25 protein-coding genes are annotated in these 26,406 nt (G+C 41.8%); 22 read left to right on the top strand and 3 right to left on the bottom strand.

What is annotated here, in order from left to right; genetic code table 11:
- Window positions 1–210 precede the first annotated feature (210 nt).
- Window positions 211–1,221, top strand: a complete 1,011-nt coding sequence (gene ccpA / locus ADI58_RS02785) for a catabolite control protein A (protein WP_049521372.1) — start codon at window positions 211–213, stop codon at window positions 1,219–1,221.
- 52 nt (window positions 1,222–1,273) lie between these two features.
- Here the strand turns inward: ccpA and ADI58_RS02780 are convergent, their stop codons facing one another.
- Window positions 1,274–2,236: an asparaginase gene (locus ADI58_RS02780; RefSeq protein WP_049521371.1), complete on the bottom strand. Its 963-nt coding sequence runs from the start codon at window positions 2,234–2,236 to the stop codon at window positions 1,274–1,276.
- A gap of 65 nt (window positions 2,237–2,301) precedes the next feature.
- Between ADI58_RS02780 and ADI58_RS02775 the strand changes: the two genes are divergently transcribed.
- Window positions 2,302–3,690 (top strand): Cof-type HAD-IIB family hydrolase, encoded by a 1,389-nt coding sequence (locus ADI58_RS02775; protein ID WP_049521370.1) that lies wholly within the window; start codon window positions 2,302–2,304, stop codon window positions 3,688–3,690.
- Window positions 3,691–3,724: 34 nt separating this feature from the next.
- On the opposite strand, the gene ADI58_RS02770 is transcribed toward ADI58_RS02775, so the two are convergent.
- Window positions 3,725–4,177, bottom strand: coding sequence for a universal stress protein (locus ADI58_RS02770; RefSeq protein WP_000079148.1), 453 nt, complete (start codon window positions 4,175–4,177; stop codon window positions 3,725–3,727).
- Between the two features lie 161 nt (window positions 4,178–4,338).
- Between ADI58_RS02770 and ADI58_RS02765 the strand changes: the two genes are divergently transcribed.
- The 4 genes from ADI58_RS02765 to ADI58_RS02750 all read left to right on the top strand — a co-directional run bounded on the left by ADI58_RS02765 (window position 4,339) and on the right by ADI58_RS02750 (window position 8,508).
- Window positions 4,339–4,641, top strand: a complete 303-nt coding sequence (locus ADI58_RS02765; RefSeq protein ID WP_049521369.1) for a hypothetical protein — start codon at window positions 4,339–4,341, stop codon at window positions 4,639–4,641.
- A gap of 260 nt (window positions 4,642–4,901) precedes the next feature.
- Window positions 4,902–6,116 carry a pyridoxal phosphate-dependent aminotransferase gene (locus tag ADI58_RS02760; protein ID WP_049521368.1) on the top strand — a complete coding sequence of 405 codons (1,215 nt, stop codon included), beginning with the start codon at window positions 4,902–4,904 and terminating at the stop codon, window positions 6,114–6,116.
- Between the two features lie 154 nt (window positions 6,117–6,270).
- Window positions 6,271–6,405 carry a 50S ribosomal protein L34 gene (gene rpmH / locus ADI58_RS02755; protein WP_000831905.1) on the top strand — a complete coding sequence of 45 codons (135 nt, stop codon included), beginning with the start codon at window positions 6,271–6,273 and terminating at the stop codon, window positions 6,403–6,405.
- Window positions 6,406–6,543: 138 nt separating this feature from the next.
- Entirely contained in the window at window positions 6,544–8,508 is a 1,965-nt protein-coding gene (locus ADI58_RS02750) for a peptide ABC transporter substrate-binding protein (RefSeq protein WP_049521367.1), read from the top strand.
- Window positions 8,509–8,799: 291 nt separating this feature from the next.
- On the opposite strand, the gene ADI58_RS02740 is transcribed toward ADI58_RS02750, so the two are convergent.
- Window positions 8,800–10,644: an APC family permease gene (locus ADI58_RS02740; RefSeq protein WP_049521366.1), complete on the bottom strand. Its 1,845-nt coding sequence runs from the start codon at window positions 10,642–10,644 to the stop codon at window positions 8,800–8,802.
- 156 nt (window positions 10,645–10,800) lie between these two features.
- Between ADI58_RS02740 and ADI58_RS02735 the strand changes: the two genes are divergently transcribed.
- The 16 genes from ADI58_RS02735 (at window position 10,801) to pflA (ending at window position 26,285) form a co-directional block, all read left to right on the top strand.
- Window positions 10,801–11,574: a TatD family hydrolase gene (locus ADI58_RS02735; RefSeq protein WP_049521365.1), complete on the top strand. Its 774-nt coding sequence runs from the start codon at window positions 10,801–10,803 to the stop codon at window positions 11,572–11,574.
- On the top strand, window positions 11,574–12,134 hold the full coding sequence (gene rnmV / locus ADI58_RS02730) for a ribonuclease M5 (RefSeq protein ID WP_049521364.1): 561 nt from the start codon (window positions 11,574–11,576) through the stop codon (window positions 12,132–12,134). Before ADI58_RS02735 ends, rnmV begins: the two co-directional genes overlap by 1 nt.
- Before the next feature lie 71 nt (window positions 12,135–12,205).
- On the top strand, window positions 12,206–13,105 hold the full coding sequence (locus tag ADI58_RS02725) for a helix-turn-helix transcriptional regulator (RefSeq protein WP_000904841.1): 900 nt from the start codon (window positions 12,206–12,208) through the stop codon (window positions 13,103–13,105).
- Window positions 13,106–13,423: 318 nt separating this feature from the next.
- Complete coding sequence (locus ADI58_RS02720; RefSeq protein ID WP_000790921.1) at window positions 13,424–13,903, top strand: hypothetical protein; 480 nt, start codon at window positions 13,424–13,426, stop codon at window positions 13,901–13,903.
- A gap of 712 nt (window positions 13,904–14,615) precedes the next feature.
- Complete coding sequence (locus tag ADI58_RS02715; RefSeq protein WP_049521363.1) at window positions 14,616–16,646, top strand: bacteriocin-associated integral membrane family protein; 2,031 nt, start codon at window positions 14,616–14,618, stop codon at window positions 16,644–16,646.
- Window position 16,647: 1 nt separating this feature from the next.
- Window positions 16,648–17,289, top strand: coding sequence for an ABC transporter ATP-binding protein (locus ADI58_RS02710; RefSeq protein WP_049521362.1), 642 nt, complete (start codon window positions 16,648–16,650; stop codon window positions 17,287–17,289).
- Window positions 17,282–17,590: a hypothetical protein gene (locus ADI58_RS02705; protein ID WP_000333264.1), complete on the top strand. Its 309-nt coding sequence runs from the start codon at window positions 17,282–17,284 to the stop codon at window positions 17,588–17,590. Before ADI58_RS02710 ends, ADI58_RS02705 begins: the two co-directional genes overlap by 8 nt.
- Before the next feature lie 130 nt (window positions 17,591–17,720).
- The gene (gene rsmA / locus ADI58_RS02700) at window positions 17,721–18,593 is read left to right on the top strand and encodes a 16S rRNA (adenine(1518)-N(6)/adenine(1519)-N(6))-dimethyltransferase RsmA (protein ID WP_049521361.1); all 873 of its coding nucleotides are present in this window, start codon (window positions 17,721–17,723) and stop codon (window positions 18,591–18,593) included.
- 1 nt (window position 18,594) lies between these two features.
- Window positions 18,595–19,473, top strand: a complete 879-nt coding sequence (gene rsgA, locus ADI58_RS02695; protein WP_049521373.1) for a ribosome small subunit-dependent GTPase A — start codon at window positions 18,595–18,597, stop codon at window positions 19,471–19,473.
- A gap of 10 nt (window positions 19,474–19,483) precedes the next feature.
- Window positions 19,484–20,140, top strand: a complete 657-nt coding sequence (gene rpe / locus ADI58_RS02690) for a ribulose-phosphate 3-epimerase (protein WP_049521360.1) — start codon at window positions 19,484–19,486, stop codon at window positions 20,138–20,140.
- On the top strand, window positions 20,103–20,765 hold the full coding sequence (locus ADI58_RS02685) for a thiamine diphosphokinase (protein ID WP_049521359.1): 663 nt from the start codon (window positions 20,103–20,105) through the stop codon (window positions 20,763–20,765). Before rpe ends, ADI58_RS02685 begins: the two co-directional genes overlap by 38 nt.
- Window position 20,766: 1 nt before the next feature.
- On the top strand, window positions 20,767–22,023 hold the full coding sequence (locus tag ADI58_RS02680) for a DNA recombination protein RmuC (RefSeq protein ID WP_049521358.1): 1,257 nt from the start codon (window positions 20,767–20,769) through the stop codon (window positions 22,021–22,023).
- Window positions 22,013–22,954 carry a 3'-5' exoribonuclease YhaM family protein gene (locus tag ADI58_RS02675; RefSeq protein WP_049521357.1) on the top strand — a complete coding sequence of 314 codons (942 nt, stop codon included), beginning with the start codon at window positions 22,013–22,015 and terminating at the stop codon, window positions 22,952–22,954. The genes ADI58_RS02680 and ADI58_RS02675 overlap by 11 nt, the downstream gene beginning before the upstream one ends.
- A 266-nt stretch (window positions 22,955–23,220) precedes the next feature.
- Window positions 23,221–24,048, top strand: a complete 828-nt coding sequence (gene purR / locus ADI58_RS02670; protein WP_004236624.1) for a pur operon repressor — start codon at window positions 23,221–23,223, stop codon at window positions 24,046–24,048.
- A gap of 66 nt (window positions 24,049–24,114) precedes the next feature.
- On the top strand, window positions 24,115–25,365 hold the full coding sequence (locus ADI58_RS02665; protein ID WP_049521356.1) for a diaminopimelate decarboxylase: 1,251 nt from the start codon (window positions 24,115–24,117) through the stop codon (window positions 25,363–25,365).
- A 125-nt stretch (window positions 25,366–25,490) separates the two neighbouring features.
- A complete protein-coding gene (pflA, locus tag ADI58_RS02660) occupies window positions 25,491–26,285 on the top strand; it encodes a pyruvate formate-lyase-activating protein (RefSeq protein ID WP_001288286.1) in 795 nt (264 codons plus the stop codon).
- The last annotated feature ends 121 nt before the right edge of the window (window positions 26,286–26,406 follow it).

Here is a 26,406-nt window from a genome sequence, read left to right as displayed (position 1 = left end):
CATACAGCAAATAGGATTAAAAATCAAGAAAAGGTGATTTTTTCTTTATAAACATAGTTTTCTATGAAATTTTTTTCAAACAATCTTCAAAAAATGCTTGAAAGTGTTTACAAATAGTGATAAAATGGAATAAGAAGAATCATGAAAACGAAATTTTCATACCGTCTCTTTTTTAGAGTCTTGTGAGGTATGATATAGAAAGGAAATGGAATGAATACAGACGATACAGTAACGATTTATGATGTCGCCCGTGAAGCAGGAGTTTCAATGGCGACGGTTAGCCGTGTAGTCAATGGCAATAAGAATGTAAAAGAGAACACTCGTAAAAAAGTGCTTGAGGTGATTGATCGTTTGGATTACCGTCCAAATGCCGTGGCGCGTGGTTTGGCTAGCAAGAAAACAACGACAGTCGGAGTTGTAATTCCTAACATTACTAATGGCTATTTCTCAACGCTTGCTAAAGGGATTGACGATATCGCTGAAATGTACAAGTACAATATCGTTCTTGCTAATAGTGATGAGGATGATGACAAGGAAGTTTCAGTTGTCAATACACTTTTTTCTAAGCAAGTGGATGGTATCATTTTTATGGGCTATCACTTGACTGAAAAAATTCGTTCAGAGTTTTCTCGTTCTCGGACACCAGTTGTTCTTGCAGGGACAGTGGATGTAGAACATCAGCTTCCAAGTGTCAATATTGACTACAAACAAGCTACGATTGATGCAGTGAGCTACCTTGCGAAAGAAAATGAGCGCATTGCTTTCGTTAGTGGTCCACTAGTGGATGATATCAATGGTAAGGTTCGTTTGGTTGGCTACAAGGAGGCCTTGAAAAAAGCAGGTATTTCTTATAGCGAAGGATTGGTATTTGAGTCTAAATACACTTATGAAGACGGTTATGCCTTGGCAGAACGCTTGATTTCATCAAACGCAACTGCAGCAGTTGTAACAGGTGATGAGTTGGCAGCAGGTGTCTTGAATGGTTTGGCTGATCACGGTGTGTCTGTGCCAGAAGAGTTTGAAATCATTACTAGTGATGATTCACAAATCTCACGCTTTACCCGTCCAAACTTGACAACTATTGCCCAACCTCTTTATGACCTTGGCGCTATTAGTATGCGTATGTTGACTAAGATTATGCACAAGGAAGAGTTGGAAGAACGTGAAGTTCTCTTACCTCATGGTTTGACAGAACGTCGCTCAACACGAAAACGTAAATAGAAAAAATCAGGGAATCGTGAAGATTTCCTGATTTTGTTTTTAGAGGAGGGAATTAGCCTTCCATATAGTCTTTCAAAGCCTGTCCTGTTAGTCCGGCATTGAGGGCGATGAGGAGTTTCAAACGAGCTTTTTGGGCGTTGAGTTCTTTAACAAAGAAGACGCCTGCCCTTTGCAACTGCACGCCCCCACCTTGGTAGGCATAAACAGGTTCAGCGATACCGTTAAAGCATCGTGAAACCAGGGCGACTGGGATTCCTTTTTGTAGAAGGCTTTCTAACTTTTCAGCCGTTTCTTTGGGAATATTACCAGCTCCGAAGGCTTGGATAATTAAACCGTCCAATTGTTCCAAATCCAGCATATCAATCAGCTCATCTGTCATACCAGCATAAGCCGAGATGATAGGGACCAAGCCTTGTATGTGATCAAGGTCAAAGCGAACACGAGGTTCAGCTGTTTTAAAGTATAGGATTTCCCGCTTCGTAATCAGACCAAGTGGTCCATGTGTTGGGGTCTGGAAGGTGCCGACGTTGGTCGTATGTGTTTTGGTGACATACTTGGCAGCGTGGATTTCATCGTTCATAACGACCAAAACTCCTTTATCAGCAGCCCTGTCATCGCTAGCTACTCGTAGAGCACTCAGATAATTATAAACACCATCACTGCCGAGTTCATTGGAGCTGCGCATGGCTCCTGTTAGAACGATAGGCATATGGGGAACTTCCATGGTATCAAGGAAATAAGCTGTTTCCTCTAAAGTATCGGTCCCGTGTGTGATTACCACTCCATCGTAGTTAGCAGCTTCCTCTTTAATTTTCTGGTAGAGGGCCAGCATATGCTTGGGTTTGATATGGGGGCTTGGCAGGTTAAAAAAGTCTAGGGCGTGGACTTGGATTCCTTCAAGTGGGTTGGACACATGGTTCATGGGATTATCTGAACTCGTCACAACAGCGCCAGAAGCATCGGCCTGCATGGAAATAGTCCCACCCGTATGTAAAACAAGGATTTTCTTAGGCATGATTTACTCACTCTTTCTGAAATGTGGTATAATCATTGTATCACAAAAGGGGAGATTGGGATAGGATGGAAGTCAAAGCTGTTTTTTTTGATATCGATGGAACCTTGGTCAACGATCGCAAGAGTGTTTTGAAATCCACTAAGGACGCGATTAAAATCGTCAAAGAGCAAGGGGTACTTGTCGGCGTAGCGACAGGACGAGGACCTTTTTTTGTTAAGGAATTGATGGACGATTTGGATCTGGATTTTGCGGTAACCTATAATGGCCAGTATATCTTTACTAAAGACAGAGTCTTGTTCACGAGTCCTATTTCCAAGTTACATTTGCGCCAGCTCATTACTTATGCTAAAAAAGAAGGTAAGGAGATTGCCCTAGGGACCAAGGATGCCATGTTGGGTTCCAAAATCATGTCCTTTGGTTTGGGTTCTTTTTCTCAACGAATCAGTCGCTTCGTTCCCTCAGTTTTAACTCGGACAGTGAGTCATTCCTTTAATCGTATGGTCAGCAAGGTTGTTCCCCAAAAGGAAGAAGACCTGCTTCACCTGATGAATCAGCCTATCTACCAAGTTTTGATGCTGATGACGCCAGAAGAATCTGAGAAGGCGGCGGCTGATTTTGAAGACTTGAAATTGACACGTAGCAATCCATTTGCAGCAGATGTCATCAATCAAGGAAACTCTAAATTGGAAGGCATTCGCCGAGTTGGGAAAGAATATGGCTTTGATCTCAACCAAGTGATGGCCTTTGGTGACTCAGATAACGACCTAGAAATGCTGGCGGGTGTCGGTATGTCGGTCGCTATGGGAAATGGTAGTAGCAGTGTCAAGGAAGTTGCCAAGCACATTACCACTAGCAATCAGCAAGACGGAATTCACAAGGCCTTGGAACATTTTGGTGTTCTAGCTTCAGAAAAAGTATTTGTCAGCCGTGACTATCATTTCAATAAGGTTAAGACCTTCCACCACATGATGGATGAACGAACCCAAGAAGAACCTCGAGCTTGGGATTTAGAGGGTGCAACCCACAGGGCTGGCTTTAAAATAGAAGAATTGGTGGAGTTTGTTCGAGCTGCCAGTCCTTCTGAAGAAGACTTTGATCAAGCTGTATCGCAACTTCATCAAGCTCTTGATAAGGCAGCAGATAAAGTAGCCAAGAAGACGCCTGCCCAGCAAGATTTGATAGGTCAGGTAGATGCCTTGATTGACACGCTTTACTTCACCTATGGCAGTTTTGTTTTGATGGGGGTGGACCCAGAACGTATTTTTGATATTGTCCATCAGGCCAATATGGGGAAAATTTTCCCAGATGGCAAGGCTCATTTTGATCCAGTGACCCACAAAATCTTAAAACCAGATGATTGGGAAGAAAAGTATGCTCCAGAACCCGCTATTAAAAAGGAACTGCAGCGCCAGCTCAAGGCTTATGAACGCCATAAAGAGAGAAATAAACAGTAAACAAAAAGGAGCTCTGAGCTCCTTTTCTTCGTGATTATAAGGTTTTTTCTTGTTCTCTCACCACCAGCAAATCAACCTTAGCATGGCGGAGAATGTATTCAGATGAAGAGCCGACCAAGAGGCGTTCAAAGGCGTTGAGGCCAGTTGCGCCAACGAGGATGAGGTCCACTTCCTCAGCATCTGGAATAGTACGTGCCAAGAGGGTCTTTGGATTTCCCATTTCAATGACGATATGAACATCTGCCACACCAGCATCTTTAGCACGTTTTTCGTACTCTTTCATCAGACTTTCAGCGTCGACTTGGAGTTCTTCGTAAACTTCAGCATCAAAGGTGGATACGCTTTGGAGAGCGCGTGTGTCAATGACATGAGCGATGGTGAGTTTAGCGTCGTTTCGTAAAGCAGAATGGACTCCCTTGACAAAAGCCAAGTCCGCTTCTTTAGAACCATCGATTGCGACCATGATATTTTGGTAACGTTGTGCCATAATGAAACCTCCTGAAATTTTCTTACTATAATTGTAAACCTTTTCACTATAGAAGTAAAGCAAAAAAAGTATTTTTCAAAAGAATGTTAGCGATTAAAAACTATATAAATATATGATAAAATAAAAGAAAGGATAGCAGGAAAGAAGTGAAAGGAGGGAGAATGATGAAAAACTCTTTTCAAGAAACAAAAAAATCAAATTTACTTTATTATGGAATTATCCTAGTGTCGGTCTTGGTAGAAGTTATCATACTCTGGCAATTAGAGAAGCTGATTCCCCTTCTTTATCCAGGTTTTATCGGCTTTTTAGTCTTTCATTTACTCTACCATGTAATCTTATACCTAGTTGCAAAACGAAGTGGGCGCTTAGATTACTTGATGATATGGGGGCTTTTCCTCATGTTCAATCTTCTTTATGACTCCTTTCTGGGCTTACTTTTTCTAGGTTTATCTTTTGGTATGTGATGTATCTTTGGCAAATATCTGCTATCTCCACTGTCTTGACCTCGCTTTTATACTCAATGAAAATCAAAGAGCAAACTAGGAAGCTAGCCGTAGGCTGTACTTGAGTACGGTAAGGAGACGCTGACGTGGTTTGAAGAGATTTTCGAAGAGTATTAGTGAGGTTTTTCTTCTATACGAACCTAGTAACATATTTCAGCAAACTTGTCGCATTTTCTTTCTAGTGGTATAATGTTACTATCCTGATGAATTGAGGAAACAAGATGAAAGAATATAACAAGTCTAGTAAGTTAGAGCATGTTGCTTATGATATCCGTGGCCCTGTTTTGGAAGAAGCTATGCGAATGCGAGCAAATGGAGAAAAGATTTTACGTCTGAATACGGGAAATCCAGCAGAATTTGGCTTTACAGCGCCAGACGAGGTCATTCATGATTTGATTATGAATGCGCGTGATAGTGAAGGATATTCTGACTCCAAAGGGATTTTCTCAGCCCGTAAGGCTATCATGCAGTATTGCCAGTTGAAGAAATTCCCCAACGTAGATATTGATGATATTTACCTTGGGAATGGTGTTAGTGAGTTGATTGTCATGTCCATGCAGGGGCTTTTGGACAATGGGGATGAGGTCTTGGTACCTATGCCAGACTATCCTCTCTGGACAGCGGCTGTCAGCCTAGCTGGAGGAAATGCCGTTCACTATATCTGTGATGAAGCTGCAGAATGGTACCCAGATATTGACGATATCAAGTCAAAAATCACTTCCAATACCAAGGCAATCGTCCTTATCAATCCAAACAACCCAACTGGAGCCCTTTATCCTAAGGAGCTTTTGCTGGAGATTATTGAGATTGCCCGTCAAAACGATTTGATTATATTTGCGGATGAAATCTATGACCGCATGGTCATGGATGGGTATGTGCATACGCCTGTGGCGAGCTTGGCGCCAGATGTTTTCTGTGTCAGCATGAATGGTCTGTCAAAATCGCACCGTATCGCTGGCTTCCGTGTGGGTTGGATGGTTTTGTCTGGTCCTAAGACACATGTTAAAGGCTATATCGAAGGGCTCAACATGCTGTCTAATATGCGCCTTTGCTCTAACGTTTTGGCTCAACAAGTCGTACAAACTTCCTTGGGTGGCCACCAATCGGTCGATGAATTGCTCCTTCCAGGTGGACGAATTTACGAGCAAAGAAACTTCATCTACAATGCCATTCAAGATATCCCAGGTTTGTCTGCGGTTAAACCCAAGGCTGGACTCTATATCTTCCCTAAAATCGACCGCAATATGTACCGTATCGATGATGATGAGCAGTTTGTTCTTGATTTCTTGAAGCAGGAAAAGGTTCTCTTGGTTCATGGTCGAGGCTTTAACTGGCAGGAACCAGACCACTTCCGTATCGTTTACCTTCCTCGTGTTGATGAACTAGCCCAAATCCAAGAAAAGATGACTCGTTTCTTGAAACAGTATCGTAGATAGGGCTTACATTCGAAAAAGCGCTAAAAAGCAGGAAACATTTGCCTAGAGCTATTGACAAAAGTGAAAGAATCAGATAGAATAGTAAAGTATGTTTAGTAACTGATCACTTTATAGCCGGCTAAACGAATACAAAATCTATGAGGAGGTATTCATCGTGAAACGTACTTATCAACCAAGTAAACTTCGTCGTGCGCGCAAACACGGATTCCGTAACCGTATGTCAACTAAAAACGGTCGTCGCGTATTGGCAGCTCGTCGTCGTAAAGGACGCAAAGTTTTGGCTGCATAATCCAAACGAACCATAACAAAAATCAGTAGGAACTCGAGTCTACTGATTTTTATTTTTGTAAAAAAGTTCAAAAAGGCTTTATATTTTTGCTCAAATGGTGTATAATATTTCACATACTGTAAAAAATGGAGAATAATCATGAAGAAATCAAAAGTTATGCTTTTTGGAGCTATGGCTTTGACAGCAGGTCTAGCTCTAGCGGCATGTGGGTCTTCCCAATCAAGTAATGCAGACAAGACTTACTCTTATATCTTTGTCAGCAACCCAGATACCTTGGATTACATTACCTCTACACGAGACTCTACATCTAGTATCACAACCAACTTGATTGATGGGTTGTTGGAAAATGACCAGTATGGCAATCTCATTCCATCTATGGCTGAGTCATGGACAGTGTCAAAAGATGGTTTGACCTACACTTATAAAATCCGTCAGGGAGCTAAATGGTACACTTCTGAAGGAGAAGAGTATGCGGATGTAATGGCTCATGACTTTGTGACAGGTCTCAAGTATGCGGCTGATAAAAAGGCTGAAAACTTGTACTTGGTACAAGACTCTATCAAGGGTCTAGCAGACTATGTTGAAGGGAAATCATCTGATTTTGGAACTGTTGGTGTTAAGGCAGTGGATGATTACACTTTACAATACACTCTCAACCAACCTGAGACTTATTGGAACTCTAAAACAACAGCAAGTATCCTTAATCCTGTAAATGAAGCCTTCTTGAAGTCTAAGGGAGATGACTTTGGAAGTGTAACACCATCAAGTATCTTGTCAAATGGTCCTTACTTGTTTAAATCTTTCTCATCAAAATCTTTGATTGAGTTTGATAAAAACCCTAATTACTGGGATAAGGATAATGTCAAAATTGAGAAAGTGAAACTCTCTTTCTTTGACGGTTCTGACCAAGACAGCATTGCTAGAGGTTTCTTGGATGGTAATTATACAGATGGCCGTATCTTCCCAACAAGTTCAGTCTTTGCTGAACTCAAGAAGGGGAATGAGGACAAGATTACCTATACACCACAAAACTCAGTTACTTTCTATTATCTTTTCAACGTGAATCGTCAAAGCTACAAGCAAACTATGAAACAGTCTGATAAGGAAAAGACAGATTCACGCGCAGCTATGCAGAATAAAGATTTCCGTCAGGCCATCAACTTTGCCTTTGACCGTCATGCTTATGCAGCACAGACAAATGGTGAAGATGGAGCAGACCGTATCTTGCGTAACACAGTTACACCAAGTAATTTTGTTCAAGTTGGCGATAAGAACTTCGGTGACATTGTCAATGAGAAAATTGTCAACTACGGTAAAGACTGGGCAAACATCAACCTAAACGATGGTAAGCAAGCCTTCTTAAATCCTGACAAGGCCAAAGAGAAATTTGCCAAGGCCAAAGAAAGTCTGCAATCTCAAGGAGTAACCTTCCCAATTCATTTGGATATGCCAGTTGACCAGACTGCTAAGTTGGATGTGCAACAGGCTGGATCTTTCAAACAAACAGTGGAAGAAACCCTTGGTAAGGATAATGTAGTCATTGATGTTATCCAACTTTCTCCAGATGAAAAAGACCAGGCAACTTACTTTGCAGATACAGCAGAACAAAAAGACTACGATATCGACATCTCAGGATGGGGTGGAGATTACTCAGATCCTAAGACTTACCTAGCCATCCTTGATCCAGAGACAGGTTCTCAGTTGAAAAACATGGGCTTGTCTGAAGGAAAAGACAAAGAAGTCAAGGATAAGATTGGTCTTGCTGACTACAAGAAACTCTTGGATCAGGCAGATGCGGAAATCACAGATAATCAGGCTCGCTATGAAAAATATGCTGAAGCCCAAGCTTGGTTGACAGATAGTGCCCTCTTCCTACCAGTTCAAAGTGGTGGAGCCAACCCAATCTTCCGTAAGACTGTACCGTTTACAGGCCCATTCTCATTCGTTGGGAATAAAGGAAATGCTGATAACTACAAATATGTTGAATTGCAAAAAGAGGCAGTAACTGCTAAACAGTACCAAGAACTCTATGAAAAATGGCTGAAAGAAAAAGCTGAGTCAAATAAAAAAGCTCAGGAAGATTTAGCTAACCATATTCAATGATATTCCTAGTCATGCTTTTCAGTTAATACTCTTCGAAAATCTCTTCAAACCACGTCAGCGTTGCCTTACGGTAGGTATGTTACTGACTTCGTCAGTTCTATCTGCAACCTCAAAACAGTGTTTTGAGCTGACTTCGTCAGTTTCATCTACAACCCAACCTCAAAGCAGTGCTTTGAGCAGCCTGCGGCTAGCTTCTTAGTTTGCTCTTTGATTTTCATTGAGTATAAGCATAGTGACTGGTTTCAGAAAAAGGCCTTACCAGAACTTCTTGGTTCTGGTAGGGCCTTTTCTTTATTCTTTTAAGTGGTAAGAGTAGCTAGCGACAACGACGTCTTGGTGCCAACGGAGGGCATATTTGAGTTTGAGACTCATCTGATTGTGTAGAATATTTTGCCAAGGTTTATTAGGGATAAACTGGGGGACGAGGACAGTGACTGTATAGTTCTTTTTCTGGGCATCCTCAGAGATCCGTTTGACATACTTGACAGTAGGGGTGATGATGTCGCGGTAGCTGGTCTTGATATTTTTCAGAGTAATGGTTGGGAAGTAATCGACAAATTCTTGGAGAATTTCTTGGTCTTTTTCTGCTGTTTCCTTAGTAGAAATGTGCATGGCTAAGACTTCATCACCGATACTTTGAGCATAGTTAATGGCTCCAACACTTACACGGGTGACATTCCCTACTAGGACGAGAACTAGATTTCCATCGTAGGTACGTTTTTCGATGCCTTCATAGAGTCGCAGTTGTTGGGCCACTTTTTGGTAATGACTGTGAATCGCCAAGAAGAGTAGGGTGAGTACGAGAATAATCGGGAAGAAAGGCCAGATATCACTGAGACGGAAAAAGAGCAGGATTAGCACGATAGCGTAGCAAATGATTGCCCCAAGGATATTGGCAAGAGCTGGTTTTAAGAAGTTGGCTCCTTTTTCCTTTTTCCAATGGCGAATCATCCCAGTCTGAGAAAGGGCAAAGGGAACGAAGACTCCGATAGTATAAAGGGGAATCAAACGTTCGGTATTGCCATTAAAAATGAGAAGAAGAATCATAGCCCCAAATGCCAGAGTTAAAATTCCATTAGAGTAGCCTAGGCGGTCTCCTTTTTCCATAAAGAGATGGGGCATGTATTTGTTTTTAGCCATATTGTAAGCCAGCATAGGGAAGGCCGAAAAGCCGGTATTTGCAGCTACAGCCAAAATCAAGGCTGTGGAGAATTGGAAGATATAATATCCAAGGTGGCCTAAAAAGGAAGTGCCAAGGATGCCTTGAGCCATCTGTGAAAGAATAGTTTCTCCGTGTTGAGGCATGATCCCCATCCAGTAGTTTAGGAAGGTGATACCAGCAAAAAGAAAACCTAAAATCAAGGCCATGATGGTCAAGGTCTGAGCGGCATTCTTTTCTTTTGGAGCCTTGAAAAAGGGAACGGCATTTGAAATAGCTTCAACCCCTGTCAGAGAGGCAGATCCGCTGGTAAAAGCTCTTAGAATGAGAACGATAGACAGGCTCGGAACAGCATGCCCAATAGGTGAAGTTGCCTGATAGCTGAGAGACCCTGTCATTAGTTGAAAGATTCCGTAGAGTAAGAGAAAGACAGTACTGATGATAAAGAGATAGACAGGAATCATCAGTGAACTGGCAGATTCTTTCAAACCCCGTAAATTCAAGAGCATAAGCAAGCAAACTAGAAAAATGGAGATGTGGAGGTTGTAAGGGTGGAGGACAGGGAGGGCTGCTGTGATAGCGTCAGCTCCAGATGATACCGATACCGCCACAGTCAGCATGTAGTCAACCAGCAGACTACCTCCAGCAATCAAGCCAAGTTCGGGAGATAGATTTTCTCGAGTAACCATATAGGCCCCTCCCCCTTGAGGATAGGCGTGGATGATTTGACGGTAGGAAACGGTCAGGCTGGCCAGAAGTAGGAGGACAAAAAGGCCGATAGGAAGGCTCCACCAAATAGCAAGAGGAGAGAGACTAGCCAAGACGAGGACTACTTGCTCAGGCCCATAGGCAATGGAAGATAGAGCGTCGCTTGACAACATGGCCAAGGCCTGCATTTTTCCCAGCAGACCTCCCTCGCCTTCTGTTAAGGACTTAAGAGGACGGCCTATAAAGGTCTGTTTTAATTTTGTAAACATGGTATTTTCCTTTTCTGAAAATTTCAATAAGTGCTATTATACTGCTTTGGGCAAATAGCGTCAAGAGACGACGATGGATTTTAGAATATTTTGTACAGATGAGGAGAGAGGGCAGTTTTTTGGTATAATAGAAGATAGAAAACGAGGTTAGAAGAGATGATTTTTGATACACATACACATTTGAATGTAGAAGAATTTGCGGGTCGTGAGGCAGAAGAAATTGCCTTAGCTGCTGAGATGGGTGTGACACAGATGAATATTGTTGGTTTTGATAAATCGACGATTGAGCGTGCTTTGGAGTTGGTGGATGAGTACGACCAACTCTATGCGACGATTGGCTGGCATCCGACGGAAGCAGGGACTTACACGGAGGAGATTGAAGCCTACTTGCTTGATAAGCTCAAGCACCCCAAAATTGTTGCTTTAGGTGAGATTGGTTTGGACTACCATTGGATGACAGCGCCAAAAGAGGTGCAGGAGCAGGTTTTTCGTCGTCAGATTCAGTTATCTAAGGACTTGGATTTGCCTTTTGTTGTCCACACCCGTGATGCGCTGGAAGATACCTATGAGATTATTAAGAGCGAGGGAGTTGGTCCTCGTGGTGGTATCATGCATTCATTTTCAGGGACGCTTGAATGGGCAGAGAAGTTTGTCGCGCTTGGCATGACTATTTCCTTCTCAGGAGTGGTGACTTTTAAGAAAGCAACTGACATCCAAGAAGCAGCTAAAGAGTTACCTTTGGACAAGATTTTGGTGGAAACGGATGCTCCCTACTTGGCTCCTGTTCCTAAGCGTGGTCGCGAAAACAAAACAGCCTACACTCGCTATGTAGTGGACTTTATCGCCGACTTGCGTGGTATGACGACAGAAGAGCTGGCGGCGGTAACAACTGCAAATGCAGAACGAATTTTTGGATTGGACAGCAAGTAATGAAAGAAAAAATTTCTCAAGTCATCGTGGTTGAAGGTCGCGATGATACGGCCAATCTCAAACGTTACTTCGATGTAGAGACCTATGAGACCCGAGGTTCTGCCATCAATGATCAGGATATAGAGCGGATTCAGCGCTTGCACCAACGTCATGGAGTCATTGTCTTTACAGACCCAGATTTTAATGGGGAGCGGATTCGTCGTATGATTATGACGGCCATTCCAACAGTTCAGCACGCCTTCCTCAAACGAGATGAAGCTGTTCCTAAGTCCAAAACTAAGGGGCGTTCTCTGGGAATTGAGCATGCCAGCTATGAAGATTTGAAAACGGCTCTAGCTCAGGTGACAGAACAATTTGAACATGAGAGTCAGTTTGACATCAGTCGTAGCGACTTGATTCGTCTTGGTTTTTTAGCAGGGGCAGATAGCCGTAAGCGCAGAGAATATCTAGGAGAGGCTCTCCGAATTGGCTATTCTAACGGCAAGCAACTCCTCAAGCGCCTAGAGTTGTTCGGGGTCACCTTGGCAGAAGTGGAAGAAGCTATGAAGAGTTATGAGTAGGAAAGATGTGATCGTTACAATTTTTTGAGTTTCACAGTATTTTTCGAAGCAGGTAGAAGAGGAGGCGTCTGATGTTAATTGGTCAAAAAATTAAAGAGATTCGGATAGAAAAAGGAATTAGTCGTCCAGATTTTTGTGGAGATGAGCAAGAACTGACAGTTCGTCAACTGTCGCGAATTGAAAGTGGAGCTTCGCAACCAAGTTTGCCCAAGTTAGACTATATTGCTCGCCGGCTAGGAGTTCCAGCTTATAGCCTTATGCCGGATTTTTCTGCTCTTCCTCCTGCTTATTTGGCATTGAAATACCAGATTTTACGTGAACCAATCTATGGTAAAGAAGAGGAGTACGATAAGAAAGAAGCGTGTTTGGAAGAGATTTATAAAACATATTTTGATAATCTTCCTAAAGAGGAACAATTAGCATGTGAAGTATTGCAGGCGTGTTTGGATACTTCTAGAACTAGAAGGCCTGAATATGCAGAGTTAATACTTGAGGAACATATGCCTCAGATTATAGAAAAAGAAGCTTATTCAATAAATGATATGTTGTTGATTCGTTTGTTTTTTTATCAAATACTCATTAGAAAAGATCTTGCCAAATTTGTGAATCAAATCGAAAAGCTAATGTTCTTTCTTTTAGAACAGAAGAAGGTAACTCAATTAGAAAACTTCTTTATAATTAGAGATACTCTTATTTCAGGAATGTGTTGTCTTGAAAAGGTAGGAGTAACTGATTGCTTTAATGATTATCTATCGTGTTTACAAGAAATTATGGATAAAACTCAAGATTATCAAAAGAAACCTCTGGTATTTATGTTTTTGTGGAAGCAAGCATTAAGAGAAGAAAGAGATTTTAGTTTAGCTGAATCATTTTATCAGTCTTCTAAAACATTTGCGCAGCTAATTGGAGATGGATTTCTAGTAAAGAAATTGACAGAGGAATGGCAAGAGGATGTAAAAAAATATTTATAAACATAGTGAAGCAATGACAAAAATGTCCTTGTTCTTGTATCAAAACAGCTCTAAAGTTCGTCTTTAGGGCTGTTTTTTATATATAAGCTAAAAATGACACAAAATGGTTCTATTTTAAGGAAGTTGATGTCCTTGGTAGTGTGATAGAGATGGAGTATAATGACTATAAAAGTTCATTTCAGGGTGCTATTTTGACAATTTAGAGAAAAACAAATAATTTTAGAATATCATTTGGTAATATAATAGTATCAACGTTGATAATGGAAAGAGGAGCAAGTAACTCAACAATCTTGCTATAAAATAAGAGGAGGAAACAAAATGAAAAACAAAATTATAACAAAAACAGTAGTTGTTTTAAGTTGTTTTTTAACCTTAAGTACTGTTGCTCTTCCTTCTGCAACTGTTTTTGCTACTACATCTTCGGTTTCAGGTAAAGCAACTCAACTTTCAAAACGTTCTAAGGCAATTAATAGTGAAGGAAAGCATATCTATGTAGATAATGGACGTATCTTAGAGTTTGATAAGGATACTATTTCACAAGAGGATATTCAAGCTGCTAAAATGGACAGAGGGAAGTGGTCTATTGCAGTTAAAGCTATTCGAAAAGGTTATAATAGAGTCCCTTCAAATGTTAAAAGATGGATAAATCAATATATAGGTTTAAATGCGATACTGGGCACACTAGATCACTTTACTGGTTGGATTGAAGATGGAATCTACCAGTCTTGTAAGCGTGCAGGTATGCCAGATTGGATGGCTTGGACAGTAGCTAAAGCTTTGACCTTAATAGCACTATAGTTTATGAAAAAATTAATAAAATATGTCCCATTCTTCTTTTGTTTACTATACTTAATAAACGGAATACTTGATTTATCCACTTTAAATATTTTAGGTGCAATTTTTAAAATTATAATTAGTACTTTGGGTATAATAGTTACATATCCGTTTTATAAAGAATGAAACGAATAATTTAAAGAAAGAATTTTGTAATCAGTCTTATTTAGTTGTTCTTGTGCACAGTATGAATAATTAGTGTATACCATTCGCGAGTGATAAATAATAAACTTTAAAAGAAAAGTTTCTGACAACTAGTGATTGATTTTCCCCTGATTAGTTTCAGACAATTGTTTTTATGAATGATTTGTGGTTATGCTAAATTTACTTTATAGTATTTTTGCAATTAGAGTGCACCAATAGTGTTTTTATGTTGCACTTCATTTTATAACAGGGAAAAATATTCATAGACATGGTGAAACAATGACAAAAATGTCCCTGCGGTTATCGCAAAACAGTTCTAAAGTTCGTTTTTAGAGCTGTTTTTTAGATATAAGCTAAAAATGACAAGGAATGGTTAGATTTTAAGGACATTGATGTCATTGATAGTGGTAGAAAAAACGATTATAATATACTTGAAGATATGGTAGAGGAAAGAACTGAATCAGTATCTTAGCATAGCAGTGACTGTGGTCATCTTCTCACTAAGTGACCAAGTAACTTTTTGGAGGAAATGATGAAACGCTTATTTATTTTGATTTCAATGGTATTGGTATCGCTTTATATGGTGATAAATTCTGTTGACCATCGAGAAGAGATTTTATTTGGTAACTATCCCTCTGTTGACGTGATGGGTACTGGGCTAGACCAGCCAGTAGCTGGTCGCGAAGAGGTGACAGAGGCTTTGAGTAACTTGGCAGTAGAGCACAATAGTCTCATCGCCCGTCGGATCGTTGAGCCAAATGAAGCTGGAGAAACACGCTTTACCTATGCTACTTATGGTGAGGGAGAACTTCCAGAAGGTTTGACCATTTCCTCCGAGGAGAGTGCAGAAACGAGTGATTTATTAGGTTCTTACTTGATTGTGTCAGGGAGTCTGGATGGAGTGAGCTTACAGACCGCCCTGCAAGAACTGGGTTATAATGGTGTTGTCTCGAATAGAACAGAGTCATTTTCGATGGTCGTCCTCTTGGCGGCTACCCCTATGGTGCTACTGAGTCTAGCCATTTTTCTGCTGACCTTTATGAGTCTGACCCTGATTTATCGGATCAAGTCCCTTCGTCAGGCAGGGATTCGCTTGATCGCTGGTGAGAGCTTGTTTGGGGTGGTTCTCAGACCAGTGTTAGAAGATGTGAGACAGCTTATCTTCTCGGTGCTAGTATCCAGTCTTTTGGGATTGGGGATTCTCTGGTATCAAGGTGTCTTGTTTATGGCAACGGTGCAACTTGTCATCATTGCTCTTCTACTTTATGGCTTGACCTTGGCAGGGATTTCTACCTTACTAAGTGTCGTGTATCTACTTGGTTTACAGGAAAATAGTCTGGTGGATCTATTGAAAGGGAAACTCCCTCTCAAACGTATGATGACATTGATGATGGTGGGGCAACTCTTGGCCGTGCTGGTGGTCGGCTCGAGTGCGACTGCTCTCCTACCTCACTACCGTGAAATGCAGGAGATGGAGAGAGCTAGCGATAAATGGAGCCAGTCCTCAGACCGTTACCGTCTATCCTTTGGTTGGTCTAGTGCATTTGCCGATGAAGAAGGAATGCGTAAGGATAATCGTGAGTGGCAGACATTTACTGAAGAACGGTTAGTCAATACAGACTCTTTTTATATTATGAGCAATGTTGACAATTTCTCAGATGGAGCAGAAGTGGACCTAGATGGCAATCGTCTCAGTGACTACACACCGTCAGGGAATGTTATCTATGTCTCACCGCGCTATCTGATAGAAGAAAAGATTACCGTTTCTTCAGAGTTTATGGATAAGATGCAAAACTTGTCTGAGGGAGAGTTTGGGCTGATCTTGCCTGAGAGCTTGCGAGAGCAGTCTGCCTACTATCAAGAATTATTTACAGATTACCTGCAAAACTTTTCATCTGAAAGTGTAGAAGTGACGAGTCAGAAACACTACCTCCCAAAGGTAACGCTAGCTTTTACAGAAACAGGACAGGAACGCTTCCTCTATAATGATGGTTACAAGACGACACGCCAATACCTAAAAGATCCGATTATTGTAGTTCTAACGCCGCAAGCGACTGGAACAAGACCTGTTGCAGGGATGTTATGGGGAACTACGGCTAATAGTGCCTTAAAACTAGATCGATATAGTGACAGCATCACAGCTCTAAAAGAGCAAGGTCTGTATCACAAGATCTCTTATTTGGTAAAAAGCCAACTATTTTTTGCCAAGGTACTAAATGACAAACGGATGGAGTTCTACTCTCTCCTTATAGGGACTATTTTGACCCTGTCTACGGCTATCTTGTTATTTGACTCCATGAATCTTCTCTATTTTGAGCAGTTCAGACGGGAGCTTATGATTAAACGTCTTTCTGGTATGACAATTTATGAGCTTCATGGCAAGTACTTACTGGCGCAAGGAGGAGTTCTCTTGCTTGGTCTAATCCTATCTAGTGTTTTGACAGGAGATAGCTTGATTAGCGCTCTAGTTGTAGCTTTATTTACTCTTAACGCCCTCTTGATTTTAGTAAGGCAGGATAAAAAAGAGGAAGCTGGTAGCATGGCAGTATTGAAAGGAAAATAAGATGATTGATATTCAAGGATTGGAAAAGAAATTTAATGACCGCGCGATTTTCTCTGGTTTAAGTCTCAAGCTGGAGAAGGGCAAGGTTTATGCCTTAATCGGAAAGAGTGGAAGCGGAAAGACGACGCTGCTGAATATCTTAGGAAAGTTAGAAAAGATAGATGGAGGAAGGGTTCTCTATCAGGGGAAAGATTTAAAAACCATTCCCACTCGTGAGTATTTTCGAGACCAGATGGGCTATCTCTTTCAAAATTTTGGCCTTTTAGAAAACCAATCAATCAAAGAGAATTTGGATTTGGGCTTTGTTGGTCAAAAGATTTCAAAAGTAGAACGTTTGGAAAGGCAAGTGGAGGCTTTAGAAAAAGTTAATCTGGGGTATTTGGATTTAGAACAAAAAATTTATACTTTATCTGGGGGAGAGGCTCAACGAGTTGCCCTTGCGAAGACTATTTTGAAAAATCCACCCTTGATTTTGGCAGATGAACCAACAGCAGCTCTTGATCCTGAAAATTCAGAGGAAGTTATGAATCTCTTGGTGGGCTTGAAAGATGAAAATCGAATGATCATCATTGCGACCCATAATCCCCTAGTCTGGAATAAGGCCGATGAAATCATTGATATGAGGGAGCTTGCTCATGTGTGAAAAAATCCGTATTCGCAGGGTATCTGATTATCCTAGTGCCAGAGGTGGTTTAGAAGATATCCTCATCATGGAAAATATGACCAATCATCTTCTTTTAGTTCAAATCCGAGTGAATGGCTATTTGCTTGATTTTGCTAGTATTGAAGGTCAAAGGCAAAAGCATTATCGTTTGAAAAATTTACCTCAAACGGTTGAACTGACAGTGGATGATGTGGAGGAGGATGTAGATTTGACCCTACCCGAAAATCGAAGTTATCAAGAAGCTGATTTTTTCGAACGGATGTTTCGAGAGAACCGCTAAGGCCACTTTTAAAGATTTCCAAGACTATCTTTCTTCATGAGGAAAGATAGTTTTTTGGTATGATTTTCACCTCCAAAATACAAGGGGAATGTGTTACAATAGAAGTAACAGATAATAGAAAAGAGAATAGATGAGAATTGCAGATTATAGCGTGACCAAGGCAGTGCTGGAGCGTCACGGTTTTACCTTTAAAAAGTCCTTCGGGCAAAATTTCTTGACGGATACCAATATTCTTCAAAAAATCGTGGATACGGCTGAGATTGATGACCAGGTTAATGTCATCGAAATCGGGCCAGGGATTGGTGCCTTGACAGAATTTTTGGCTGAGCGTGCAGCAGAAGTTATGGCCTTTGAGATCGACCACCGTTTGGTACCGATTTTGGCAGATACCCTACGTGATTTTGATAATGTGACCGTTGTCAACGAGGATATTCTCAAGGTTGACTTGGCGCAGCATATCCAGAATTTTAAAAATCCTGACCTGCCAATCAAGGTAGTGGCTAATTTGCCTTATTACATCACGACGCCTATTCTCATGCACTTAATCGAGAGTGGGATTCCTTTTAGTGAGTTTGTCGTCATGATGCAAAAAGAGGTAGCAGACCGCATTTCTGCTCAACCCAATACCAAGGCTTACGGTAGCTTGTCGATCGCTGTGCAGTATTACATGACTGCCAAGGTTGCCTTTATCGTGCCTCGTACGGTATTTGTGCCAGCGCCAAATGTGGATTCGGCCATTTTGAAAATGGTGCGTCGTCCAGAGCCAGCTGTAGCAGTGGAAGACGAGAGCTTCTTCTTTAAGATTTCCAAGGCTAGTTTCACTCATCGACGCAAGACCTTGTGGAACAACTTGACAGGTTACTTTGGCAAGACTGAAGAGGTCAAGGACAAACTGACCAGGGCTTTGGACCAAGCAGGCTTATCACCAAGTGTACGTGGGGAAGCTCTCAGTTTGGCAGAGTTTGCCAGCCTAGCAGATGCGCTTAAAGGACAAGGACTTTAAAATGCAGGGACAAATCATTAAAGCCTTGGCTGGGTTCTACTATGTAGAGAGTGAGGGCAAGGTTTATCAAACACGAGCGCGTGGAAATTTCCGTAAAAAAGGGCATACTCCCTACGTTGGGGATTTGGTCGACTTTTCTGCGGAGGAAAATTCAGAAGGCTATATTCTCAAGATTCACGAACGGAAAAACAGTCTGGTCCGTCCGCCTATTGTCAATATTGACCAAGCTGTGGTGATCATGTCCGTCAAGGAACCTGATTTTAACAGCAATTTGCTGGATCGTTTCTTGGTTCTCTTGGAGCACAAGGACATCCATCCTATTGTTTATATTTCTAAAATGGACTTGTTGGAAGATAGAAGAAAACTGGATTTTTATGAACAGGCTTATAGTGATATCGGCTATGACTTTGTGACCAGTAAAGAGGGACTCCTGCCTTTGTTAACAGGCAAGGTTACAGTCTTTATGGGGCAGACAGGTGTTGGGAAATCAACTCTTCTCAATAAAATCGCACCAGATCTCAATCTTGAAACAGGAGAAATCTCAGACAGTCTGGGTCGTGGGCGCCATACCACTCGAGCTGTTAGTTTTTATAATCTCAATGGAGGTAAAATCGCAGACACACCAGGTTTTTCATCATTGGATTATGAAGTATCAACGGCGGAAGACCTCAATCAGGCCTTCCCAGAGATTGCTACTGTTAGCCGAGATTGTAAGTTCCGTACTTGTACCCACACCCATGAGCCGTCTTGCGCAGTCAAGCCAGCAGTAGAAGAAGGAATTATTGCCACCTTCCGTTTTGACAACTACCTGCAATTCCTCAGTGAGATTGAAAATCGCAGAGAAACCTACAAAAAAGTCAGCAAAAAAATTCCAAAATAAGGAGAAACCTATGTCTCAATACAAGATTGCTCCGTCAATTCTGGCAGCAGATTATGCCAACTTTGAACGTGAAATCAAACGCCTAGAAGCAACTGGGGCAGAGTATGCCCATATCGATATCATGGATGGCCATTTTGTCCCGCAAATCAGTTTTGGTGCAGGTGTGGTTGAAGCTCTTCGTCCTCATAGTAAGATGGTCTTCGACTGCCACTTGATGGTGTCAAACCCTGAGCATCATTTAGAAGACTTTGCGCGTGCAGGTGCGGATATTATCAGTATCCATGTGGAAGCAACACCTCATATTCATGGTGCCCTCCAAAAAATTCGTTCACTCGGTGTCAAGCCTTCAGTCGTTATCAATCCTGGTACGCCTGTTGAGGCGATTAAGCACGTGCTTCACCTAGTTGACCAAGTCTTAGTCATGACGGTTAATCCAGGTTTTGGTGGGCAAGCCTTTCTACCAGAGACCATGTATAAAGTCCGTGAGTTGGTTGCTCTTCGTGATGAAAAAGGCTTGAATTTTGAAATCGAAGTGGATGGTGGGATTGATGATCAAACTATTGCTCAAGCTAAAGAAGCTGGTGCGACCGTTTTTGTAGCAGGTTCCTATGTCTTTAAGGGAGAAGTCAATGAGCGAGTACAAACTCTCAGAAAACAACTGGACTAGGGTTGCAGTTTTTGCAGGAGGAGACCGCGGTCATTATCGGACAGATTTTGATGCTTTTGTCGGTGTGGATCGAGGCTCGCTCTGGGTCTTGGAAGAAGACTTGCCTCTTGCTCTAGCAGTCGGAGATTTTGATTCTGTGACGGAAGAAGAGCGACAGGTGATTCAAAAACGTGCTCAGTATTTTGTCCAAGCCCGACCAGAAAAGGATGATACAGATCTGGAATTGGCTCTCTTGACTATCTTTGAGAAGAATTCTCAGGCTGAGGTTACTATTTTCGGCGCCTTGGGTGGTCGTATTGACCATATGCTAGCCAATGTCTTTTTACCTAGCAATCCTAAGTTAGTCCCCTATATGCGTCAGATAGCGATTGAGGATGGACAAAACTTGATTACTTATTGTCCAGAAGGGACCAGTCAGCTAGAACCTCGTTCAGACTACGACTATCTAGCCTTTATGCCAGTTCGGGATAGCCAGCTGACCATTCTTGGAGCTAAGTATGAGTTGATAGAGGAAAATTTTTTCTTTAAAAAAGTGTACGCTTCTAACGAATATATAGATAGGGAAGTGTCGGTGACTTGCCCAGATGGCTATGTGGTCGTACTGCATAGCAATGACAGGAGGTAGGATGGAAAGTTTACTTGTTCTATTATTGATTGCCAACCTAGCTGGCCTCTTTCTGATTTGGCAAAGGCAGGATAAGCAGGAAAAACATCTAGCCAAGAGCTTGGAGGATCAGGCAGATCACTTGTCAGACCAGTTGGATTACCGTTTTGAACAAGCCAGACAAGCTAGTCAGTTAGATCAAAAAGATTTGGAAGTAGCTGTCAGTGACCGTTTGCAAGAAGTGCGAATGGAATTGCACCAAGGTCTGACTCAAGTCCGTCAAGAAATGACAGATAATCTCTTGCAAACCAGAGACAAGACCGACCAACGTCTCCAAGCCCTGCAGGAATCAAATGAGCAACGTTTGGAGCAAATGCGCCAAACGGTCGAAGAAAAACTAGAAAAGACCTTGCAGACACGCTTGCAGGCCTCCTTTGAGACAGTTTCCAAGCAATTGGAGTCTGTCAATCGTGGTCTTGGAGAAATGCAGACAGTTGCCCGTGATGTTGGGGCTCTCAACAAGGTTCTCTCTGGAACTAAGACACGAGGGATTCTGGGAGAATTGCAACTGGGGCAAATCATCGAGGACATTATGACCCCTACCCAGTACGAACGAGAATTTGCAACGGTTGAAAACTCTAGTGAACGAGTGGAGTATGCCATTAAGTTGCCTGGACAGGGTGACCAGGAATATGTCTACTTACCGATTGACTCCAAGTTTCCACTGGCAGATTATTACCGCTTAGAAGAAGCCTATGAAGCAGGTGACAAGGATGAGATTGAACGCTGTCGTAAGTCGCTCTTAGCAAGCGTCAAGCGCTTTGCCAAAGATATCAAGAGCAAGTACATAGCACCGCCTCGGACTACCAATTTTGGAGTTTTGTTTGTTCCGACAGAAGGTCTCTACTCAGAAATCGTCCGCAATCCGGTTTTCTTTGATGACTTGAGACGGGAAGAGCAGATTATTGTCGCAGGTCCAAGTACCCTGTCAGCTCTCCTCAATTCCCTATCAGTTGGCTTCAAGACTCTCAATATCCAAAAGAGTGCGGACCATATCAGTAAGATTCTTGCCAGCGTCAAGACCGAGTTTGGCAAGTTTGGTGGGATTTTGGTTAAGGCACAAAAACACCTCCAACATGCCTCTGGCAATATTGAGGAATTATTAAACCGTCGTACCACAGCTATCGAGCGGACGCTCCGTCACATTGAGTTGTCAGAAGGTGAGCCTGCGCTTGATCTACTCCATTTCCAAGAAGATGAGGAAGAATATGAAGATTAGTCACATGAAAAAAGATGAGCTGTTTGAAGGCTTTTACCTAATCAAATCAGCTGACCTGAGACAAACTCGCGCTGGGAAAAATTACCTAGCCTTTACCTTCCAAGATGATAGTGGCGAGATTGAAGGGAAACTATGGGATGCCCAACCTCATAACGTTGAGGCCTTTACTGCAGGTAAGGTTGTCCACATGAAAGGACGCCGAGAAGTTTATAACAACACTCCTCAGGTTAACCAAATTACTCTCCGCCTGCCTCAACCTGGTGAACCCAATGACCCAGCTGATTTCAAGGTCAAGTCACCAGTTGATGTCAAGGAAATCCGTGACTACATGTCGCAAATGATTTTCAAAATTGAAAATCCTGTCTGGCAACGAATTGTCCGAAAGCTCTACACCAAGTATGATAAGGAATTTTACTCTTATCCAGCTGCCAAGACAAACCATCATGCCTTTGAAACGGGCTTGGCCTATCATACGGCGACCATGGTGCGTTTGGCAGATGCTATTAGCGAAGTCTATCCTCATCTCAATAAGAGTCTACTCTATGCTGGGATTATGTTGCACGACTTGGCTAAAGTTATCGAGTTGACGGGACCAGATCAGACTGAGTATACAGTGCGAGGTAATCTTCTTGGACATATCGCTCTGATTGATAGTGAAATTACCAAGACAGTTATGGAACTCGGCATTGATGATACCAAGGAAGAAGTCGTTCTGCTTCGTCACGTCATCCTTAGTCACCACGGCTTACTTGAGTATGGAAGTCCAGTCCGTCCACGCATTATGGAAGCAGAGATTATCCATATGATTGACAATCTGGATGCTAGCATGATGATGATGTCAACAGCTCTTGCTTTGGTGGAGAAAGGAGAGATGACCAATAAAATCTTCGCTATGGACAATCGTTCCTTCTATAAACCAGATTTAGATTAATAATTTAAGAAAAATGAGCATTTTTTAGGACAAGAATGTTCGTTTTTTTATGTGAATATGGTATAATAAGTAAAAGACAAAAATGAATACTCTTCGAAAATCTCTTCAAACTAGGGTAACATCGCCTTGTCGTATGTATATATGTAGTTATATTACAGACTTTGTCAGTTCTATCGACAACCTCAAAACAGTGTTTTGAATCGTCAGCGACCAGCTTTCTAGTTTGCTTTTTGATTTTTTGAATAAAAATGGAATAGGAAATAGAAATGAAATTAAGAAGAAGTGATCGGATGGTTGTCATTTCCAACTATTTGATTAATAATCCTTATAAACTAACTAGTCTCAATACTTTTGCTGAAAAGTATGAATCTGCTAAATCATCCATCTCAGAAGATATCGTGATTATCAAACGAGCCTTTGAGGAGATCGAAATCGGTCATATCCAAACAGTAACTGGTGCTGGCGGAGGTGTCATTTTTACACCGTCTATTTCGAGTCAGGATGCTAAGGAAATGGTTGAAGACTTGTGTGCCAAGTTGTCAGAAAGTGACCGTATCTTGCCAGGTGGTTATATCTACCTGTCTGATTTGCTTAGTACACCAGCTATCTTGAAAAATATTGGTCGCATTATTGCCAAGAGCTTTATGGACCAAAAAATTGACGCGGTTATGACCGTAGCGACTAAGGGTGTTCCTCTCGCAAATGCAGTTGCCAATGTCCTCAATGTTCCTTTTGTTATTGTGCGCCGTGACCTGAAAATTACCGAAGGTTCAACTGTCAGCGTCAACTATGTATCCGGTTCAAGTGGTGACCGCATTGAAAAAATGTTCCTTTCAAAACGTAGTCTCAAGGCTGGTAGCCGTGTCTTGATTGTGGATGACTTCTTGAAAGGTGGTGGAACTGTCAATGGGATGATCAGTCTCTTGCGTGAGTTTGATTCAGAATTGGCAGGTGTAGCAGTCTTTGCGGATAATGCCCAAGAAGAACGTGAAAAGCAGTTTGACTACAAGTCACTCTTGAAGGTAACCAATATTGATGTCAAGAACCAAGCCATCGATGTTGAGGTTGGCAATATCTTTGACGAAGATAAATAAGAGATAGAACTAAAGGTTGGAACGATTGTCCCAGCCTTTCTTTGCAAATAGAATAGAAGGAAACTTATGAAAACACCATTTATCAATAAAGAAGACTTAGAAAAGATTGTTGCCGAGTTCCCGACTCCTTTTCACTTGTATGATGAGAAGGGAATTCGTGAGAAGGCAAGAGCCGTCAACCAAGCCTTTTCGTGGAACAAGGGCTTTAAGGAATATTTTGCAGTTAAGGCTACTCCAACCCCAGCTATTTTGAAAATTCTCCAAGAGGAAGGTTGCGGTGTGGACTGCTCTAGTTATGTGGAGCTTTTGATGAGTCATAAATTGAATTTCCCTGGTTCTGAGATCATGTTCTCTTCAAATAACACGCCAGATAAGGAATATGCCTATGCGCGTGAATTGGGCGCAACCATTAACTTGGATGCTTTTGAAGATATTGAACATCTAGAGAGAGCAGCAGGTATTCCAGAAATCATCTCATGTCGTTACAATCCTGGAGGCGTTTTTGAGCTAGGAACAGATATTATGGACAATCCTGGAGAAGCCAAGTTTGGCATGACCAAGGACCAGCTCTTTGAAGCTTTTGCTATCTTGAAGCAAAAAGGAGCCAAGACATTTGGGATTCACTCCTTCCTAGCGTCCAATACCGTGACCCATCTCTATTATCCAGAGTTGGCTCGTCAGCTTTTTGAATTGGCTGTTGAAATCAAGGAAAAGTTGGGCATTTCGCTAGACTTTATCAATCTTTCTGGCGGTATTGGTGTCAACTATCGTCCAGACCAGGAGCCAAATGATATCGCCTTGATTGGTGAGGGAGTTCGTAAGGTGTATGAAGAGGTCCTTACACCAGCAGGTCTTGGTCAGGTCAAGATTTTCACCGAGTTGGGTCGTTTTATGTTGGCACCTCACGGTGCTTTGGTCACAAGAGTGACTCATAAGAAGGAAACCTACCGTACCTATCTGGGTGTGGATGCATCAGCAGTCAATCTTATGCGTCCAGCTATGTACGGCGCCTACCACCATATTACCAATATGACTCATCCAGAAGGACCAGCTGAAGTAGTAGATGTGGTTGGTTCACTCTGTGAAAACAATGATAAATTTGCAGTGAATCGCGAACTGCCTCATACAGAAATCGGTGATTTGCTGGTAATTCATGATACAGGTGCTCACGGTTTTTCAATGGGCTACCAGTACAACGCCAAACTTCGTTCTGCGGAAATCCTCTATACCGAAGAAGGTAAAGCCCGTCAAATCCGCCGTGCAGAGCGCCCTGAGGACTACTTTGCAACCTTGTATGGCTTTGATTTTGAAGAATAAAATGATAATTCATTGAAAATGAAATTGAAAAACAGATTGCTTTCTAAAAAATAGGCAAAAATCTTGTTTTTCTTTCAAGTCATGATATAATAAAACTATAAAACGTTTTCAAGGAAGGTAACGATATGTCTGAAGAAACAATTGATTATGGACAAGTGACGGGAATGGTGCATTCGACAGAAAGCTTTGGGTCGGTAGATGGACCTGGTATTCGCTTTATTGTCTTTTTGCAGGGCTGTCACATGCGTTGCCAGTATTGCCACAACCCGGACACTTGGGCTATGGAGTCTAATAAATCACGTGAACGGACGGTAGATGATGTCTTGACAGAAGCCTTGCGCTACCGCGGTTTCTGGGGAAATAAGGGTGGGATTACAGTCAGTGGAGGAGAAGCTCTCTTGCAGATTGATTTCCTGATTGCCCTCTTTACCAAGGCCAAAGAACACGGAATCCACTGTACCTTGGATACCTGTGCCCTTCCTTTCCGTAATAAACCACGTTACCTTGAGAAGTTTGACAAACTCATGGCCGTCACTGACTTGGTTCTCTTGGATATCAAGGAAATCAACGAAGAACAGCACAAGATCGTCACTAGCCAAACCAATAAAAATATCTTGGCTTGTGCCCAGTATCTATCAGATATTGGAAAACCTGTCTGGATTCGCCACGTGCTAGTTCCAGGATTGACAGACAGAGATGATGACTTGATTGAACTTGGTAAGTTCGTCAAGACCCTCAAAAATGTTGATAAGTTTGAAATTTTGCCTTATCACACCATGGGTGAGTTCAAATGGCGTGAATTGGGAATTCCTTATTCCCTCGAAGGGGTTAAACCACCAACAGCAGATCGCGTCAAGAACGCTAAAAAACTCATGGATACCGAAAGCTACCAAGACTATATGAAACGTGTACATGGATAAAAAGAAGCCTGATGGAAACATCGGGCTTTTAAGTTTATATAAATCTAGATAATTAAATGAAACAAAATTTTATACTCTTCGAAAATCTCTTCAAACCACGTCAGCTTTATCTGCAACCTCA

This window comes from Streptococcus mitis (genome assembly GCF_001074635.1).
GTDB lineage: Bacteria > Bacillota > Bacilli > Lactobacillales > Streptococcaceae > Streptococcus > Streptococcus mitis_E.
Note: the sequence above shows the minus strand (reverse complement) of the source record. Positions and strands in the feature narration are given on the sequence as shown.

Bases quoted from the DNA above. Each gene is read 5' to 3' on its own strand.
- ccpA (WP_049521372.1), top strand. From the start codon at position 211: ATGAATACAGACGATACAGTAACGATTTATGATGTCGCCCGTGAAGCA.
- ADI58_RS02780 (WP_049521371.1), bottom strand. From the start codon at position 2,236: ATGCCTAAGAAAATCCTTGTTTTACATACGGGTGGGACTATTTCCATG.
- ADI58_RS02775 (WP_049521370.1), top strand. From the start codon at position 2,302: ATGGAAGTCAAAGCTGTTTTTTTTGATATCGATGGAACCTTGGTCAAC.
- ADI58_RS02770 (WP_000079148.1), bottom strand. From the start codon at position 4,177: ATGGCACAACGTTACCAAAATATCATGGTCGCAATCGATGGTTCTAAA.
- ADI58_RS02765 (WP_049521369.1), top strand. From the start codon at position 4,339: ATGATGAAAAACTCTTTTCAAGAAACAAAAAAATCAAATTTACTTTAT.
- ADI58_RS02760 (WP_049521368.1), top strand. From the start codon at position 4,902: ATGAAAGAATATAACAAGTCTAGTAAGTTAGAGCATGTTGCTTATGAT.
- ADI58_RS02750 (WP_049521367.1), top strand. From the start codon at position 6,544: ATGAAGAAATCAAAAGTTATGCTTTTTGGAGCTATGGCTTTGACAGCA.
- ADI58_RS02740 (WP_049521366.1), bottom strand. From the start codon at position 10,644: ATGTTTACAAAATTAAAACAGACCTTTATAGGCCGTCCTCTTAAGTCC.
- ADI58_RS02735 (WP_049521365.1), top strand. From the start codon at position 10,801: ATGATTTTTGATACACATACACATTTGAATGTAGAAGAATTTGCGGGT.
- rnmV (WP_049521364.1), top strand. From the start codon at position 11,574: ATGAAAGAAAAAATTTCTCAAGTCATCGTGGTTGAAGGTCGCGATGAT.
- ADI58_RS02725 (WP_000904841.1), top strand. From the start codon at position 12,206: ATGTTAATTGGTCAAAAAATTAAAGAGATTCGGATAGAAAAAGGAATT.
- ADI58_RS02720 (WP_000790921.1), top strand. From the start codon at position 13,424: ATGAAAAACAAAATTATAACAAAAACAGTAGTTGTTTTAAGTTGTTTT.
- ADI58_RS02715 (WP_049521363.1), top strand. From the start codon at position 14,616: ATGAAACGCTTATTTATTTTGATTTCAATGGTATTGGTATCGCTTTAT.
- ADI58_RS02710 (WP_049521362.1), top strand. From the start codon at position 16,648: ATGATTGATATTCAAGGATTGGAAAAGAAATTTAATGACCGCGCGATT.
- ADI58_RS02705 (WP_000333264.1), top strand. From the start codon at position 17,282: ATGTGTGAAAAAATCCGTATTCGCAGGGTATCTGATTATCCTAGTGCC.
- rsmA (WP_049521361.1), top strand. From the start codon at position 17,721: ATGAGAATTGCAGATTATAGCGTGACCAAGGCAGTGCTGGAGCGTCAC.
- rsgA (WP_049521373.1), top strand. From the start codon at position 18,595: ATGCAGGGACAAATCATTAAAGCCTTGGCTGGGTTCTACTATGTAGAG.
- rpe (WP_049521360.1), top strand. From the start codon at position 19,484: ATGTCTCAATACAAGATTGCTCCGTCAATTCTGGCAGCAGATTATGCC.
- ADI58_RS02685 (WP_049521359.1), top strand. From the start codon at position 20,103: ATGAGCGAGTACAAACTCTCAGAAAACAACTGGACTAGGGTTGCAGTT.
- ADI58_RS02680 (WP_049521358.1), top strand. From the start codon at position 20,767: ATGGAAAGTTTACTTGTTCTATTATTGATTGCCAACCTAGCTGGCCTC.
- ADI58_RS02675 (WP_049521357.1), top strand. From the start codon at position 22,013: ATGAAGATTAGTCACATGAAAAAAGATGAGCTGTTTGAAGGCTTTTAC.
- purR (WP_004236624.1), top strand. From the start codon at position 23,221: ATGAAATTAAGAAGAAGTGATCGGATGGTTGTCATTTCCAACTATTTG.
- ADI58_RS02665 (WP_049521356.1), top strand. From the start codon at position 24,115: ATGAAAACACCATTTATCAATAAAGAAGACTTAGAAAAGATTGTTGCC.
- pflA (WP_001288286.1), top strand. From the start codon at position 25,491: ATGTCTGAAGAAACAATTGATTATGGACAAGTGACGGGAATGGTGCAT.